Origin of the sequence: Streptomyces sp. NRRL S-118 (assembly GCF_000716335.1) — a bacterium.
Classification (GTDB): domain Bacteria; phylum Actinomycetota; class Actinomycetes; order Streptomycetales; family Streptomycetaceae; genus Streptomyces.
The window spans coordinates 649,222-664,803 of record NZ_KL591002.1 but is presented as its reverse complement, the minus strand read 5'-3'; the positions used below and the strand labels follow the sequence as shown (position 1 = coordinate 664,803).

13 protein-coding genes are annotated in these 15,582 nt (G+C 72.0%); 5 read left to right on the top strand and 8 right to left on the bottom strand.

Annotated features, from left to right (window positions below):
- Positions 1-134: 134 nt before the first annotated feature.
- Positions 135-683 (bottom strand): CGNR zinc finger domain-containing protein, encoded by a 549-nt coding sequence (locus tag IH00_RS0106450; RefSeq protein WP_031070518.1) that lies wholly within the window; start codon positions 681-683, stop codon positions 135-137.
- Between the two features lie 127 nt (positions 684-810).
- Here IH00_RS0106450 and IH00_RS0106445 point away from each other — a divergent pair, with 127 nt between their 5' ends.
- From IH00_RS0106445 to IH00_RS0106435, 3 genes are all read left to right on the top strand, one after another.
- Positions 811-1,272 (top strand): VOC family protein, encoded by a 462-nt coding sequence (locus IH00_RS0106445; protein WP_031070516.1) that lies wholly within the window; start codon positions 811-813, stop codon positions 1,270-1,272.
- Between the two features lie 11 nt (positions 1,273-1,283).
- On the top strand, positions 1,284-2,201 hold the full coding sequence (locus IH00_RS0106440; protein WP_031070514.1) for a pyridoxamine 5'-phosphate oxidase family protein: 918 nt from the start codon (positions 1,284-1,286) through the stop codon (positions 2,199-2,201).
- 90 nt (positions 2,202-2,291) lie between these two features.
- Entirely contained in the window at positions 2,292-3,458 is a 1,167-nt protein-coding gene (locus IH00_RS0106435) for a serine hydrolase domain-containing protein (protein ID WP_031070512.1), read from the top strand.
- A gap of 28 nt (positions 3,459-3,486) precedes the next feature.
- Here the strand turns inward: IH00_RS0106435 and IH00_RS0106430 are convergent, their stop codons facing one another.
- The gene (locus IH00_RS0106430; RefSeq protein ID WP_031070511.1) at positions 3,487-4,482 is read right to left on the bottom strand and encodes a hypothetical protein; all 996 of its coding nucleotides are present in this window, start codon (positions 4,480-4,482) and stop codon (positions 3,487-3,489) included.
- A 226-nt stretch (positions 4,483-4,708) separates the two neighbouring features.
- Positions 4,709-7,255 carry an aminopeptidase N gene (gene pepN / locus IH00_RS0106425; protein WP_031070510.1) on the bottom strand — a complete coding sequence of 849 codons (2,547 nt, stop codon included), beginning with the start codon at positions 7,253-7,255 and terminating at the stop codon, positions 4,709-4,711.
- 143 nt (positions 7,256-7,398) lie between these two features.
- Here pepN and IH00_RS0106420 point away from each other — a divergent pair, with 143 nt between their 5' ends.
- The gene (locus tag IH00_RS0106420; protein ID WP_031070509.1) at positions 7,399-8,040 is read left to right on the top strand and encodes a mycothiol-dependent nitroreductase Rv2466c family protein; all 642 of its coding nucleotides are present in this window, start codon (positions 7,399-7,401) and stop codon (positions 8,038-8,040) included.
- Positions 8,041-8,175: 135 nt separating this feature from the next.
- Here IH00_RS0106420 and IH00_RS0106415 read toward each other — a convergent pair whose 3' ends face one another.
- The 4 genes from IH00_RS0106415 to IH00_RS0106400 form a co-directional block, all read right to left on the bottom strand.
- Positions 8,176-8,820: a superoxide dismutase gene (locus tag IH00_RS0106415; RefSeq protein ID WP_031070508.1), complete on the bottom strand. Its 645-nt coding sequence runs from the start codon at positions 8,818-8,820 to the stop codon at positions 8,176-8,178.
- 93 nt (positions 8,821-8,913) lie between these two features.
- Positions 8,914-9,981 carry a glycerophosphodiester phosphodiesterase family protein gene (locus IH00_RS0106410; protein WP_031070507.1) on the bottom strand — a complete coding sequence of 356 codons (1,068 nt, stop codon included), beginning with the start codon at positions 9,979-9,981 and terminating at the stop codon, positions 8,914-8,916.
- Between the two features lie 143 nt (positions 9,982-10,124).
- Positions 10,125-11,564: an amino acid permease gene (locus IH00_RS0106405; protein ID WP_031070505.1), complete on the bottom strand. Its 1,440-nt coding sequence runs from the start codon at positions 11,562-11,564 to the stop codon at positions 10,125-10,127.
- A 136-nt stretch (positions 11,565-11,700) separates the two neighbouring features.
- Positions 11,701-13,101, bottom strand: coding sequence for an amino acid permease (locus tag IH00_RS0106400; RefSeq protein ID WP_031070503.1), 1,401 nt, complete (start codon positions 13,099-13,101; stop codon positions 11,701-11,703).
- 266 nt (positions 13,102-13,367) lie between these two features.
- Here IH00_RS0106400 and IH00_RS0106395 point away from each other — a divergent pair, with 266 nt between their 5' ends.
- Positions 13,368-13,952 carry a biotin transporter BioY gene (locus IH00_RS0106395; RefSeq protein WP_031070501.1) on the top strand — a complete coding sequence of 195 codons (585 nt, stop codon included), beginning with the start codon at positions 13,368-13,370 and terminating at the stop codon, positions 13,950-13,952.
- A 167-nt stretch (positions 13,953-14,119) separates the two neighbouring features.
- Here the strand turns inward: IH00_RS0106395 and IH00_RS0106390 are convergent, their stop codons facing one another.
- A complete protein-coding gene (locus tag IH00_RS0106390; RefSeq protein ID WP_031070499.1) occupies positions 14,120-15,553 on the bottom strand; it encodes an amino acid permease in 1,434 nt (477 codons plus the stop codon).
- Positions 15,554-15,582 lie beyond the last annotated feature (29 nt).

The following is a 15,582-nucleotide window of genomic DNA, read 5'->3' as shown; positions in this document are numbered from 1 at the left end:
ACGGGACCGGGTTTTGTGGAGGGTTGCTGAAGACGCGATGGGGGTCATGGCGTACATCCGCCACCGCGGGATGTACGCCACCGGGGACGAACAAGGTCAATTCCCCGGTTTCCGCAGGCAGTTAGGCCGACCGTTCAACTTTCCTTGCTGCGCGCGTAATGGCGCGAGGCCTTCGCGCGGTTGCCGCACACCGCCATGGAGCACCAGCGCCGGGTGCCGTTGCGCGAGGTGTCGAAGAAGTGCAGGACGCACGCCTCGTGGGCGCAGGCGCGGATCCGGTCGGGTGCGGTGTGCACCAGGTGCAGGTAGTCGCGGGCGGCCAGCCAGCCGGGGCCCCAGGACGGGTCGGCGAACTCCGCCTCTTCCGCGGGGCCCGCGGGGCCGAGCGTGGCCCGGATCCGGCCGTGTGCGAGGACCTCGTTCAGCCGGGCGGCCGCGGCGCGGTCGCCGGGGGAGTCGACGACGGCGGCGAGGGCGTCGCGCGCGGCGAGGGTGTGCTCCAGGGTGCGCGCGTCGGCCCGGAAGCGGCCGTCGGTGTCGAGTCCGTTGGCCGCCAGCCACACCGCCAGCCCGTCGGTGCCGGTCAGGAGGTCCTGCCCGGCGCCCTCGTGGACCCAGCGGGTGTTGAGCAGGTCGAGGGAGACCGGTTCGCCGACGAGCGGGCGCGGATCGGATGCGGCCATCGGTGGCGGTCCCTTCCCTGCCGTGCACACCTAACCCCTCAATCGTACGTGGCCGGTTGCGCCGTACAGATCTAACCTCTAAAGTCACTTTCAACAGTTAGATATCGATCGGCGAAAGGGATCTGCCATGACGGCGACCACCAACACCACGCTGTGCACCGGCCACGTCGGCCTCAACGTCACCGACCTCGCCCGCTCCCTCGCCTTCTACGGCGACCTCCTCGGCTTCGAGGTGCTCGTCGAGGGCAAGGAGGACGGCCGGCGGTACGCCCTCCTCGGCCAGGAAGGCCGGCTCGTCCTCGCGCTCTGGCAGCAGGCCGACGCCCCCTACGCCCCCGCCCGCGCCGGCCTCCACCACCTCGCCTTCGAGGTCGACAGCATCGACCGGGTCCGGGACGCCGAGGCCCGACTCACGGCGCACGGCGTCGACTTCGCCCACGACGGCGTCGTCGCCCACCGCGAGGGCGCCGGATCCGGCGGGATCTTCTTCCACGACCCCGACGGCACCCGCCTGGAGATCTACGCGCCCAGCGGCGCCGAGGGCGCCCCCGCCCCGTACGCCGACGCCCCCACCTGCGGCTTCTTCTAGGAGGCAGCTCCATGTCCGGCCCCTACCACGAGGGCTCGCTCGCCGTGCAGCGCCGCTTCGGTGTGCGGGAGCTCGCCGATCACGTCGGCCGCTCCATCGGCCCGGGCATCCGCCCGGTCGCCGCGGCCTTCCTGGAGCTCCAGCCCATGCTGGTGCTCGGCGCGGCCGACGACGAGGGCCGCGTCTGGAGCTCCCTGCTCACCGGCGCGCCCGGCTTCGTACGGGCCACCGGGCCGCACTCGGTGTCGGTCGCCGGCGGCGTCCCCGACGGCGACCCGCTCGCCGCCGCGCTCGCCCGGCCCACCGGCGCCCCCGACGGCGATCCCGGCGTCCCCGTCGGCACGATCGCCCTCGACCCGCGCACCCGGCGCCGGATGCGGCTCAACGGCACGGCGCGGCCCGGCCCGCGCGGCCTCACCATCGCGGCGCGCGAGGTCTTCTCCAACTGCCCCAAGTACATCCAGCAGCGCCGGCTGCTCGGCGCCGGAGACGGCCGGGGAAGCGGAGCTGTACACCGCGGCGAACGGCTCACCGCCGCGCAGCGGGAGTTCGTCGGCGCGGCCGACACCTTCTTCATCGCCACCGTCGCGCCCGGGCACGGCGCCGACGCCAGCCACCGCGGCGGCAACCCCGGTTTCGTACGCGTGACGTCGCCCACCGAGCTGAGCTGGCCCGACTACCCGGGCAACGCCATGTTCCTCACCCTCGGCAACCTCGAGACCGACAGCCGTGCCGGGCTGCTGTTCCTCGACTGGACCGCCGGCACCACGCTCCAGCTCACCGGCACCGCACGCACCGACTCCGACGCCCGCGGCCGCACCGTCCGCTTCACCGTCGAGCGCGTCCTGGAGCGGGAGGGCGCCGGCCGGCCGCGCTGGTCCGCGCCCGCGTACTCACCCGCCAACCCCGAAGTGATCAAGGAAGGCTGAAACACGCTCAACCCCCCAGCCCCGCGCAACCCCCCGCGCCCCGGCGGAGTCCTGCCCGGCGACCACAGTCGAGGAGCGAGGGGAACGCACATGGCGATACGGCAAAGGGCGCTGACGGCGGCGATGGTGACGGCGGCCCTCGCCGCCACCGCCTTCACCGTCCCGGCGGCGGCGCAGACACGCGCCACCGGGGACCACGCGAAGACCCGGACGGACCACGCGAAGACCCAGGCGGCCCTGGAGGCCGTCGTACGGGAGGGAGTGCCCGGCGCGCTCGCGCAGGCACAGGACCGCGACGGCACGTGGAACGGCGCCGCCGGGGTCGCCGACCTGCGGACCGGACGCGAGCGCCTGCCCCAGGACCGCTACCGCGTCGGCTCCATCACCAAGACGTTCGTCGCGACCGTCGTCCTGCAGCTGGAGGCCGAGGGCAGACTCGACCTGGACGACACCGTCGAGCGGTGGCTGCCGGGCGTCGTGCGCGGCAACGGCCACGACGGCCGGAAGATCACGATCCGCCAGCTGCTCAACCACACCAGCGGCATCTACAACGTCACCGCCGACCCCGGCTTCCAGAAGAAGGTCTTCGGTCCGGACTTCCTCCGGCACCGCTACGACACCTGGACGCCGCAGCAGCTGGTCGCCATCGCGATGCAGCACCGGCCCGACTTCGCGCCCGGGACGGACTGGAGGTACTCCAACACCAACTACGTCCTCGCCGGCCTGGTCATCGAGAAGGTGACCGGGCGGCCGTACGGGAAGGAGATCGAGCGCCGCGTCCTCACGCCGCTGAAGCTGCGCGCCACGAGCGTCCCCGGTACCGACCCGCGGATGCCGAAGCCGAGCGGCCGCGCCTATTCCACCCTCTCCCCGGAGCCGGGCGGACAGGTCCACGACGTCACCGAGCTGAACCCGTCCATCGCCTGGGCGGCCGGCGAGATGGTCTCCGACTCGGCCGACCTCCAGCGCTTCGTACGGGCGCTGCTCAAGGGGAAGCTGCTGCCACCGCGGCAGATGAAGGAGATGACCACCACCGTCCCGGTGAGCAAGGACACCCCGTCGGCCCGCTACGGCCTGGGGCTGTTCGCGCAGAAGCTGAGCTGCGGCAAGGAGGTGTGGGGCCACAGCGGCGGCATCCACGGATCCGGCTCCAACATGGTCGCCACGCGGAACGGGCAGCACTCGCTTGCGCTGAACGTCAACGGTGACTGGGCGGGCGACACGCAGGCGGTCGTCGAAGCCGAGTTCTGCGGCTGAGCCGTCCGGGACGCCGCACCCGGGCGTCTCACCTCGGGAGCACCACGACGTACGGGGCCGGGGCCCGGTCCCCGGCCGCCATCAGCGCCGTCCGTACCACGACCGCCTGCTGCTCCAGGGCCTCGCGCAGCTTCTTCGGCGTGATGTGGACGACGGTGATGCCGAGCCGCTCCAGGTGCTCCCGCTTGCGCGTGTACTGGGTCCACGCCGCGTCCTCCCCGTCCTGGCGGGGCGAGCGGGTGTCGAGCTCCAGGGCGACGGCGTGGTCCGGCCAGTACGCGTCCACCCCGCCGAGGTGCGGGCCGCCGGGCAGCCGCAGGTCCACGTTCCACAGCGGCTCGGGCAGTCCGTGCGCCCGCACCATCTCGTACAGCCGGTCCTCCGCCCGCGCCCGCCCCTCGGCGAGCAGCGAGTCCACGGCACCCACGACGTGCTCCCGCGACAGCAGCCGCGCCCGCGTCAACTCGCGGACCAGGGCGGCCGGTTCGCAGTACCCGCCGCGCACCGCCTCGGTCAGCAGCCGGCGCACCGTACGGGCGTCGCCGATCTCCGCGAGGGCGTCCGCCAGGGCGCGGGTCACCGGGGCGACCGGCAGGCCCGTCACCTCCTGCGCCGCCGGGACCTCGGCGTGCGCCCGCACGACCCGCACCCACCCGGTGGACCGCAGCCGCCGGGTGCGCGGCACCAGCACGTCGATCCGGTCCAGCGACGGCAGCGGCGACGCGGCGGCGAACCGGTACAGCGCGAGCGCCGCCAGCCCGGTGATCATCGCCTCACCGGTGCCGCCGGGCCGCCGCTCGGCGTACAGCAGCGCGGCGTGCAGCCGCTCCTCGCTGGTCGGCGGTCCGGGGTGCAGCAGGTACACACCCGGCAGAACCTGCTGCCACGGTCCACCGGGCCGGCACTGCGCACCGGCCTCGGCGGAGGACACGCCCCGCGCCCTCAGTTGCGCGGTGGACAGGACGCGGTGGCGGACGTCGGTGTGGGCGGAGAGGGGGCGGGGGGAGAGCGGGGTGTTGGTCATGCCCCGGGATTTCCCGCCGACCGGCCATCCCCTAACCGCTGTTACAAGCCCGTCGACATTCCGGGACGACCCCGTCCTAAAGTACGGACGTTCGACTGCCGATCAGGAACCCCGATCAACGCCCCGACCTGCGGCGGGCCCCCGGGACCGCCCGGGACCGCCCGGGACCGCCCGGGACCGGGCGGTCCGGGTCCCGGGGACCGGAGGCACCGCCCGGCCCGGCGGGTCAGGCCGCCGAGGCGTCGCAGGACTGGGCGCGCAGGGCGCGGGCGAGGTCGTCGCGTGCCTCCAGCACCAGGCGGCGCAGCGCCGGGGCGGACGACGCGTGGGCGGCCAGCCAGGCGTCCGCCCGCTCCAGCGTCGCCGGGTCGTCCTGGAGGGACGGGAACAGGCCCCGCACCACGTCCATGCCGATCTGGATGGACCGCTCGGCCCACAGCCGTTCGATCACCTCGAAGTACACCGGCGCGTACGGGGCGAGCAGCTCCCGCTGCGACGGCTGGGCGAAGCCCGCGATCGTGGCCTCCACCAGCGCGTTCGACAGCGCGTCCGACTCGACGACCTGCGCCCACGCCTGCGCCTTGACCGCCCCGGACGGGCGGGACGCCAGGCACCGCACCTGGTGGCGCTTGCCCGAGGCGGTGTCGTCGCGGGCCAGCTCCGCGGCGATGACGGACTCGTCCGCGTGGCCGTGGGCCGCCAGCGGTTCCAGCAGCGACCAGCGCAGCTCCTGGTCCACGTCCAGTCCGTCGAACGCCACCGAGCCGTCCAGCAGGCCCTCCAGCAGCTTGAAGTCGGCGTCCGCGGCCGCCGTCGCGGCGAAGAACCGCGCCCACGTCAACTGGTGCTCGCTGCCCGGCTCGGCCGCCCGCAGCTCCCGCAGCGCTCCCGCGGCCACCAGCCGGCCGCCCTCCTCGCGCCAGGCCGGGGCGGCGTAGTGCGTCAGCGCCGTCCGCGCCCAGGCGTGCAGCATCTGGAGCACGCCGATGTCCGACTCGCGCCCCGCGAACCGCAGCACCAGATCGACGAAGTCACGCGCCGGCAGCAGCGCGTCCCGCGTCAGGTTCCACAGCGCCGACCAGCACAGCGCCCGCGCCAGCGGGTCCGTGATGTCGCCCAGGTGGGCCCGCAGCGTCTCCAGCGACCCCTCGTCGAAGCGGACCTTGCAGTAGGTCAGGTCGTCGTCGTTGACCAGCACCAAGGCCGGCCGCTCGGCGCCCGCCAGCTCCGCCACGACCGTCCGCTCGCCGGTGACGTCCACCTCCGCGCGGGCGTACCGCACCAGCTCGCCGCCCTCCAGGCGGTACAGCCCCACGGCGGCCCGGTGCGGGCGCAGCTCCTCGCCCTCCTGGAGCACGGCGAGCTCCGCCACGCGGCCGTCCTCGCCGTATGCCACGGACGGCGCCAGGACGTCGACGCCCGACGTCTGCAGCCAGGACCGCGCCCAGGCCGACATGTCCCGGCCGGAGGTCTCCTCCAGCACCGACAGCAGGTCCTCCAGCCGTGTGTTGCCGTAGGCGTGCCGCTTGAAGTACCGCCGGGCGCCCTCCAGGAACGCCTCCCGCCCCGCGTACGCCACCAGCTGCTTCAGCACGGCCGCGCCCTTGGCGTAGGTGATGCCGTCGAAGTTGAGCTTGGCGTCCTCCAGGTCGCGGATGTCCGCCGTGATGGGGTGCGTCGAGGGGAGCTGGTCGGCCCGGTAGGCCCACGCCTTGCGGTTGTTGGCGAAGGTGACCCAGCTGTTGGTGAAGCGGGTGGCCTCGGCCAGGGAGAAGGACCCCATGAAGTCCGCGAAGGACTCCTTCAGCCACAGGTCGTCCCACCACTTCATGGTGACCAGGTCGCCGAACCACATGTGCGCCATCTCGTGCAGGATGACGTTCGCCCGGCGCTCGTAGGCCGCCCGCGTCACCTTGCCGCGGTAGATGTACTCCTCGCGGAAGGTCACCATGCCGGGGTTCTCCATCGCGCCGAGGTTGTACTCGGGGACGAAGGCCTGGTCGTACTTCCCGAAGGGGTACGGGTAGTCGAAGTTGTCGTGGAAGAAGTCGAAGCCCTGCTTGGTGACGAGGAAGACGTCGTCCGCGTCGAAGTGCTTCGCCAGCCCCTTGCGGCACATCGCGCCCAGCGCGATCTCCAGGTCGCCGCGCCGGTAGGTGTCCGTCACGTAGTGGTACGGGCCGGCGACGACGCAGGTGATGTACGTCGAGATCGGAGCGGTTTCGGCGAAGCGCCACACCCCGCCCTCCCGGGACTCCTCCGCGCCGTTGCTCCACACGGTCCAGCCCTCGGGCGCCGTCACCTCGAAGCGGAACGGCGCCTTCAGGTCGGGCTGCTCGAAGTTCGCGAAGACACGCCGGGCGTCGGCCGGTTCGTACTGCGTGTAGAGGTAGACCTCGCCGTCCTCCGGGTCGACGAAGCGGTGCATGCCCTCGCCGGTGCGGCTGTACGCGCACTGCGCGTCCACCACCAGCACGTTCTCCTCCGCCAGGCCGTCCAGCGCGATCCGTGCGCCGTCGAAGACGACCGCGGGGTCCAGCTCCCGCCCGTTCAGGGTGACCGCGGTCACCGAGGGGGCGACCAGGTCCGCGAAGGTGGCCGCGCCCGGCGTGAGGCAGCGGAACCGGATGGTCGTCACCGACCGGAACGTCCGCCGCTCCGACGCGCTCTCCCCGACCGCGGACCGCAGGTCGAGGGCGACCTCGTACCCGTCGACGGTCAGCAGCTCGGCCCGCTCGCGGGCCTCGTCGCGGGACAGATTCTCACCGGGCACGGGCAACTCCTTCGTGGCTCGTTCTGACAGCAGTGATCCTCCCACGTGCCTCTGACGGCCGGTGCGCGGGAATGCCTCCCGCGCCCGCCGGTGTTGCCCGTCCAGGCGCACCCCGGCCCTTATCCGATTCTCCGAGGAGAGACATGTCCGAGAGCAGGACCACCGCCGACTTCTGGTTCGACCCGCTGTGCCCCTGGGCCTGGATGACCTCCCGCTGGATGCTGGAGGTGGAGAAGGTCCGCCCCGTGGACGTGCGCTGGCACGTGATGAGCCTGGCCGTCCTCAACGAGAACAAGCTGGACGAGCTCCCCGAGCGGTACCGCGAGCTGCTGGGGCCGAAGGGCTGGGCCCCGGTCCGCGTGGTCACCGCCGCCCAGCAGCTGCACGGCGACGAGGTGGTGGGCAGGCTCTACACCGCGATGGGCACGCGCTTCCACAACAAGGGCGAGGGCCCGACCCGCACCGCGATCGCCGAGTCGCTGGAGGACGCCGGCCTGCCCGCGTCGCTGATCGAGTACGCCGACAAGGACACCTACGACGCGCAGCTGCGCGCCTCGCACAACGAGGGCATCGAGAAGGTGGGCCAGGAGGTCGGCACGCCGGTCATCGCGGTCCCCGGCGCGGACGGCGAGCAGATCGCCTTCTTCGGCCCGGTCGTCACTCCCGCCCCCAAGGGCGAGGAGGCGGCCCGCCTGTGGGACGGCACGCTGATGGTGGCGTCGATCCCCGGCTTCTACGAGATCAAGCGGACCCGGACCCAGGGCCCCGACTTCAGCAACCTCTGACCGCCGGCACCTCCGGCAGCCGGCCGCACGGAAGGCCCCCCGCGAGTCCCGTCCTCGCAGGGGGCCTTCCTTCATCCGCCTGCCCCGTGAAGGCTGAGAAGACGATCACGAGCAGGGGGTCTCGGCGCACCCCGTTCAGGGTGCGATCAGCGGCGTGCGCTCCTTGGCCCGCGCGTACCGCTTCGCCACGTCCTGCCAGTTGACGACCCGCCACATCGCCTCGATGAAGTCCACCTTCTGGTTCTTGTACTGCAGGTAGAAGGCGTGCTCCCAGGCGTCGAAGACCAGGATCGGCACCGAGCCCTGGCCGACGTTGCCCTGGTGGTCGTAGACCTGCTCGACGATGAGGCGGCCGCTGACCGGCTCGTACGCCAGGACGCCCCAGCCCGAGCCCTGGGTCGTGGCGGCGGCCTTGGACAGCTGGGTCCGGAACCTGGCGAAGGAGCCGAAGGACGCGGCGATCGCGTCGGCGAGCTCGCCCACGCCGTCCGCCGCCAGCGGCTCGCCACCGCCGCCCTCCTTCGGGCCGGTCATGTTGTGCCAGTAGATGGAGTGAAGGATGTGGCCGGAGAGGTGGAAGGCGAGGTTCTTCTCCAGGCCGTTGATGGAGCCCCACTGCTCCTTGTCGCGGGCCTCCTCCAGCTGCTCCAGGGTGTCGTTCGCGCCCTTGACGTAGGCGGCGTGGTGCTTGTCGTGGTGCAGCTCGATGATCTGCGGGTCGATGACCGGCTCGAGCGCCGCGTAGTCGTACGGAAGTTCAGGAAGTGTGTAGATCGCCATGTCCGAGCCCTCCGACTGCTGTGCCGCTTATTGCAACCTATATGCAAGTGCAGGTTAGCAGCAGGAGGGACGGAAGTTGATCAGTCCTTCGTCCTAGGACGGGACTGTGTCCCTGGCCGCCGCCGCCAGGTCCGGGAAGTCGGTCACCACGGCGTCCACCCCCCGCGCGTAGTGCTCCGCGTACTCGGCGAAGGCGTCGCCGAAGTCGTCCGGGCCGCTGCCGCGCCGCAGCGCGGCGGGCAGGTAGCGGTTCTCGGCGCGGAAGGTGTACGCGCCGACCGCGAGCCCCGCCGCGTGCGCGTCCGCCACCAGCGTGGAGGGCCCCACCAGGGACGACTTGTCGGGCCCGATCCACCGCGCGTACGCCGCGATGGCGCGCAGCCCGTCGGGCGTCGCCATCTCCGCGTACGTGAGGGGGTGGCCGTACGGGCCGCCGGCGGTGCCGAGGGCCTGCCACAGCGGGACGCGCAGCCGCTCCTCACGGGCGAGCCGCAGCAGGCTGGACGGCTCGAACGACTGGATCACGCACTCGCGCGGCCCCAGCCGGTTGCGGCGCACCAGATCGGCCAGCACCGGTTCCAGCGGCAGCCCGAGGGAGCGGAAGTACGTCGGGTGCTTGGTCTCCGGGAAGACGGTCACGGTCCGGCCGTACCGCCGGGAGAGCCCGCGCGCGAGGTCGACGACCTCCTGGAAGGTCAGCACCTGCTCGCGCCCGTCGAAGACGGTGTTGCGGTTGCGGACGAGGGGGAGGCGCTCCACCGCCCGCAGGGTCTTGAGCTCCGCGAGCGTGAAGTCCTCGGTGAACCAGCCGGTGACGGACCGGCCGTCGACCGTCTTCGTGGTGCGGCGGCGCGCGAACTCGGGATGCCGGGCGACATCCGTGGTGGCCGAGATCTCGTTCTCGTGCCGCACGACGAGCTGGTGGTCGCGGGTGGCGACGAGGTCGGGCTCGATCCAGTCGGCGCCGCACTGGACGGCGAAGGTGTAGGAGGCGGCCGTGTGTTCGGGGCGCCACCCGGCCGCGCCGCGGTGACCGATCACCAGCGCCCGGGCCGCCCGCCCGGGCGGCCCGGGGAGGGGCGCGGAGGACCGGGCGGGCGAGGGGGAGAGGGCGGCGGTGGCGGTGGCGCCCGCCGCGAGGAGTACCGAGCGTCGTCTCATACCGCCGGACGGTAGGCGTCCCTTCCGCCCGCGCCGCCGGACTTCACCGGCCGTGCGGCCGGTTTTCACCTCGCGTGCCGCACCGCGCACGAGAGGGGCCCCGGCGCGCGGTGCGCCGGGGCCCCTCTCGTTCCGGACGAGCGTCAGGCCGCGTCCGGGTCCTTCGCCGCCGCTGCCCGGGCGGCCTTCTCCCGGGTCGTCTGCACGAGGTAGCCCACCACCGCGAGCGCCAGCGTCAGTCCGCCCGTGGCGTACAGCTGGACCCGCGTGCCCTCTTCGCGGGCCATCAGCACGAAGACCGCCGCCATGCCGGCCAGCGCCACGTACGTCAGGTACGGGTACGCCCACATCCGCACGACCAGCTTCGACGGCTCCTCGCGCTCCAGCCGGCGGCGCATCACCAGCTGCGAGACCGCGATGAAGATCCAGACCACCAGGATGATCGCGCCGATCATGTTGAGCAGCCAGATGAAGACGTCGTCGGGCCGCCAGTAGCTGAGCAGCACGCACCCGAAGCCGATGACCGAGGAGGTGAGGACGGCGATGCGCGGCACCCCGCCGGAGATCCGGCCGAGCACCTTCGGGCCCTGCCCGCGCGCCACCAGGGAGTTGGCCATGCGCGAGGCGCCGTAGATGTTCGCGTTCATCGCGGACAGCAGCGCGACCAGCACCACGACGTTCATGATCTGGCCGGCGTACGGGATGTCGAGGTGCTCCAGCGTGGCGACGTACGGGCCCTTCTCGGCGACCGCCTTGTCGGTCCACGGCAGCAGCGTGACGACCACGGCCATCGAGCCGATGTAGAAGACGCCGATCCGCCACATCGCGGTCCGCACGGCCTTCGCGACGCCCTGCACCGGGTGCTCGGACTCGGCGGCGGCGATGGTGACCGTCTCCAGGCCGCCGTACGCGAAGACGGAGGCGAGCAGGCCGACGATCAGGCCCTCGGAGCCGTTGGGCAGGAAGCCTCCGTGGCCGGTGAGGTTGGCCGTGCCGGGGGAGTCGGTGCCGGGCAGGACGCCCGTGATCGCCAGAACGCCGATGCCGAGGAAGAGCACGATCGCGCCGACCTTCAGCGCCGCGAACCAGAACTCGAACTCACCGAAGTTCTTCACCGCCGCCAGGTTCGTGGCGCAGAACACCAGCATGAACAGGGCCACCCAGGCCCATTCCGGGGTTCCGGGGAACCAGCCGGTCATGATCTTCGAGGCGCCGATGCCCTCCAGGCCGACGGCCACGCAGAGCAGGAACCAGAACGACCAGCCCGCCGTGAAGCCCGCCCACGGCCCGATGGCCCGCTCGGCGTGCACGGAGAACGAGCCGGACGCCGGGTTCGCGGCGGCCATCTCGCCCAGCATGCGCATCACCAGCATCACGAGCGCGCCGGAGATCGCGTACGCCAGTACGATCGCCGGGCCGGCGGCCGCGATGGCGGTGCCGGAGCCGACGAAGAGACCCGCACCGATGACGCCGCCGAGGGCGATCATCGACAGATGGCGTTGCTTCAGTCCGTGCGAGAGCGGGGCGGGGGAGTCGGCCGGGAGGGCCGAGTCCGCCGGCGCCGGCGCGGAGGTCCGTGACATGGGCGAGCCTCTTCGTGAGCCGAGACGGGGGGACGAGAATGGCCCACAGTCTGGGCGGGTGCACCGCTCACAGGGAACCTTCGCCCGCTATACGGACACCCTGTTCACACAGTGTGAAGGTTTGCCCACACATTCATCACATCTTCCGGTGCTGTCGCCACTCCCGTGCCCCGGCCACGGCGAGCACCGCCGCCGTCGCCCCGCCGGACCACAGCACCTGCGGACGCGTGCCCTCGTCGGCCAGCATCAGCACCAGCACCGCCGCCATCGCGGCCAGTGCCGTCCACGTCAGCCAGGGGAAGCCCCACATGCGCAGCGTCAGCTTCTCGGGCGCCTCGCGCTCGATCCGCCGCCGCAGCCGCAGCTGCGACACCGCGATCAGCGCCCAGACGAACAGCAGCACGGCGCCGACCGCGTTCAGCATGTAGAGGAATACGGAGTCCGGCCAGGCGAGGTTCAGCAGCACCGACACGAAGCCGAACGCCACCGACGCCAGCACCGCCCGCCGCGGCACCCCGCCGCCCGACACCTTCAGCAGCCCGGCCGGCGCCTCGCCGCGCTCCGCGAGCGAGAACACCATCCGCGACGACCCGTACAGGTTGGCGTTGAGCGCGGACAGCAGCGCCACGAACACGACCACGTTCATGATCTGCCCGGCCGCGGGCACCCCGATCGCGTCCAGCACGGCGACGTACGGGCTCTCCCCCGGCTCCATCGACGTCCACGGCAGCAGCGTCACGACGACCAGTATCGAGCCGACGTAGAAGAAGAGGATGCGCCAGACGGCGCTGCGCACCGCGCGGGCCACGTTGCGCGCCGGGTCGCGCGACTCGGCGGCGGCGATGGTCACCACCTCCAGGCCGCCGAAGGCGAAGACGACCGCGAGCACCCCGGAGACGACCCCGCCCCAGCCGGCCGGCAGGAAGCCGCCCTGCCCGGTCAGGTTCGCCATGCCCACCGGGGAGGTGTCCGGCAGCCAGCCGCCGATCGCGAGCACACCGAGCGCCAGGAACAGCACGATCGCGCCGACCTTCAGCGCGGCGAACCAGAACTCGAACTCGCCGAAGTTCTTCACGGCCGCCAGGTTGGTCGCGGTGAACACCACCATGAACAGCAGGACCCATGTCCACTGCGGCACCCCCGGCGCCCAGCCGTGCGCGATCCGCGCCGCCCCCGACGCCTCCACCGCCAGCACGACCACCAGGAGGAACCAGTACAGCCAGCCGACGGAGAAACCGGCCCAGCGCCCGAGCGCCCGCTCCGCGTGCACCGAGAAGGCGCCCGACGCGGGCATCGCCGCCGACATCTCGCCCAGCATCCGCATGATCAGCATCGCGAGCGCGCCCGCGATCAGGTACGACAGCACGATCCCGGGACCCGCGACCGCGATCCCGGCGCCCGAGCCGACGAACAGCCCGGCGCCGATCACCCCGCCCAGACCGAGCATCGTCAGGTGCCGCTGCTTCAGCCCGTGCGAGAGCGGCTCGGGCTCCGGGGCCAGGGGGGCCGGCGGTGCGGCCGTAGGGGCGTCGTGCATGGCGCTCGTACTCTCGCAGGTGCGGATCATGGGTGTTTGGTGGGACTCGACAGTCTCTCCGCTGCAACCCTCACGGCGCAAAACGGACGGTCCGTCAAGAGCCGCTCGTGACGAGCGTCACTTCATGCCATGCAGGCGTGACGCCCTTTGTCTGAAGTCCACCAACCGCTCGGCCGCCGCTTTGTCATGGGCAGACGGTGATCGCTCGTTCACTCCTGGGCTAGCGTCGGGCTGTCCTCACCTGCCCTCACCCCGCGGAGCCCCTGATGAGCCTTGCCGCCGCCCCCGTCCGTACCGGACCCGTCCTCGCGGACCTGCTGCCCGCCAGCCGCGCCCGCGACATCGCGCTCGTCGTCGGCGGCGCCGCCCTCACCGGCATATCCGCCCAGCTGGCCGTGGACGTCCCCGGCTCGACCGTGCCGGTCTCCGGCCAGACCTTCGCCGCCCTGCTCGTCGGCACCTCGCTCGGCGCCCGCCGCGGCTTCCTCTCCCTCGGGCTCTACCTGGTGGCCGGCATGGCGGGCGTGCCGTGGTTCGCGCAGGGGGCCTCCGGGTACGCCATCCCCTCGCTCGGGTACGTCGTCGGCATGCTGCTCGCCTCGACCGTCGTCGGCGCCCTCGCCCGGCGCGGCGCCGACCGCACCGTGCTGCGCATGGCGGGCACGATGGCGCTCGGCTCGCTGATCATCTACGCGGTCGGCGTGCCGTATCTGGCGCTCGCCACCGGCATGACGCTGCAGCAGGCCGTGGCGGCCGGTCTGGTGCCGTTCCTGATCGGCGACGCTCTCAAGGCCGCGCTCGCCATGGGCGCACTGCCCGCCGCGTGGAAGCTCATCGGCCGGAAGGGCTGAGGGAAGAACTGCCGCCGGAGAGGCTCGCCGGGCCGTAGCGCCCGGCGGGCCTCTTTCGCGTCCGAGGGCGGTGCCGGTCCCCGAACGGCGAGCGGGCACGGAAAAGGCCCCCCGGTGGTCCGGGGGGCCTTTCCTCATGCCCGGCGGGAGCCGTCAGGCAGCGCCCGTCACGAGTGCGAAACGGCGCGGCGCCTGCGGTCCAGCACGAAGCCGGTGATCACCACGACCGCGGCGACCAGCACCGACGCCAGCACGACCTCGCGGTTGGCGTCGTCGAAGAGCATGTAGACCAGCACGAAGGAGATCATCGCGGCGGTCCCCCACGTCAGGTACGGGAAGAGCCACATCTTGACGGTGACCTTCTCCGGCGCCTCGCGCATGAGGATGCCGCGCATCCGCAGCTGGGTGAAGCAGATCACCAGCCAGACGAACAGCGCCACCGCGCCCGAGGAGTTCAGCAGGAACAGGAAGACCGTGTCCTTGAACGCGTAGTTGAAGTACACGGCGACGAAGCCGAAGATCACCGAGGCGAGGATCGCGGCGGTGGGCACGCCCTTGGCGTTGGCCTTGGCGAAGGCCTTCGGGGCATCCCCGCGCTCGCCCAGCGAGAACGCCATGCGGGAAGCGGTGTACAGGCCCGAGTTCAGGCAGGACAGCACGGCCGTCAGCACGATCACGTTCATGATCTGGCCGGCGTGCGGGATGCCGATGGAGTCCAGGGCGGCGACGTACGAGCCCTTGTCGACGATCGACTTGTCGTTCCAGGGCAGCAGCGTCAGCACGACGAAGATCGAGCCCAGGTAGAACACGGCGATGCGCCAGATCACGCTGTTGGTGGCCTTGGTGACGGCGCGGCGCGGGTCCTCCGACTCGCCGGCGGCCAGCGTGACGATCTCACTGCCCATGAACGAGAAGACGACCATCAGCACACCGGTCAGGATGGCGCCGACGCCGTTCGGGAAGAAGCCGCCCGCGTCGGTGAGGTGCGCAAAGCCCGCGCCCGGGTTGTCGGAGCCGGGCAGGAAGCCGAACACGGCCAGCAGGCCGATGACCACGAAGGCGCCGATGGCGACGACCTTGATGCCCGCGAACCAGAACTCGAACTCGCCGTACGAGGCGACGGAGGCGAGGTTCGTCGCGGTCAGCACGACCATGACGATCAGGGCCCAGCCCCACTGCGGCACCGCCGGGATCCAGCCCTCCAGGATCACGGCACCCGCGGTCGCCTCGACCGCCAGCACCACGACCCAGAAGAACCAGTAGAGCCAGCCGATGGAGAAGCCGGCCCAGCGGCCGAGGGCGCGGTCCGCGTAGGCGGAGAAGGAGCCGGAGTTCGGGCTGGCGGCGGCCATCTCGCCCAGCATCCGCATCACGAAGACGACCATCGCTCCGACGATGACGTACGAGAGGAGGATGGCGGGGCCGGCCTTGGCGATGCCGCCGGATGATCCGACGAAGAGGCCGGCGCCGATGACGCCACCGATGGCGATCATGGACAGGTGGCGGTTCTTGAGCCCGGCCTTGAGACCGTCGGGGGACTGCGAAGTACCGGGTTCTCCGGTCGCTCCGCCTTCCTTCGGCAGGGTCGACTGCGTCGTCATGGACGATTCCTTACGTCTGTGCGGCACTC

Coding starts and splice junctions, on each gene's coding strand:
- IH00_RS0106450 (WP_031070518.1), bottom strand. CDS start 683: ATGGCCGCATCCGATCCGCGCCCGCTCGTCGGCGAACCGGTCTCCCTC.
- IH00_RS0106445 (WP_031070516.1), top strand. CDS start 811: ATGACGGCGACCACCAACACCACGCTGTGCACCGGCCACGTCGGCCTC.
- IH00_RS0106440 (WP_031070514.1), top strand. CDS start 1,284: ATGTCCGGCCCCTACCACGAGGGCTCGCTCGCCGTGCAGCGCCGCTTC.
- IH00_RS0106435 (WP_031070512.1), top strand. CDS start 2,292: ATGGCGATACGGCAAAGGGCGCTGACGGCGGCGATGGTGACGGCGGCC.
- IH00_RS0106430 (WP_031070511.1), bottom strand. CDS start 4,482: ATGACCAACACCCCGCTCTCCCCCCGCCCCCTCTCCGCCCACACCGAC.
- IH00_RS0106420 (WP_031070509.1), top strand. CDS start 7,399: ATGTCCGAGAGCAGGACCACCGCCGACTTCTGGTTCGACCCGCTGTGC.
- IH00_RS0106415 (WP_031070508.1), bottom strand. CDS start 8,820: ATGGCGATCTACACACTTCCTGAACTTCCGTACGACTACGCGGCGCTC.
- IH00_RS0106410 (WP_031070507.1), bottom strand. CDS start 9,981: ATGAGACGACGCTCGGTACTCCTCGCGGCGGGCGCCACCGCCACCGCC.
- IH00_RS0106405 (WP_031070505.1), bottom strand. CDS start 11,564: ATGTCACGGACCTCCGCGCCGGCGCCGGCGGACTCGGCCCTCCCGGCC.
- IH00_RS0106400 (WP_031070503.1), bottom strand. CDS start 13,101: ATGCACGACGCCCCTACGGCCGCACCGCCGGCCCCCCTGGCCCCGGAG.
- IH00_RS0106395 (WP_031070501.1), top strand. CDS start 13,368: ATGAGCCTTGCCGCCGCCCCCGTCCGTACCGGACCCGTCCTCGCGGAC.
- IH00_RS0106390 (WP_031070499.1), bottom strand. CDS start 15,553: ATGACGACGCAGTCGACCCTGCCGAAGGAAGGCGGAGCGACCGGAGAA.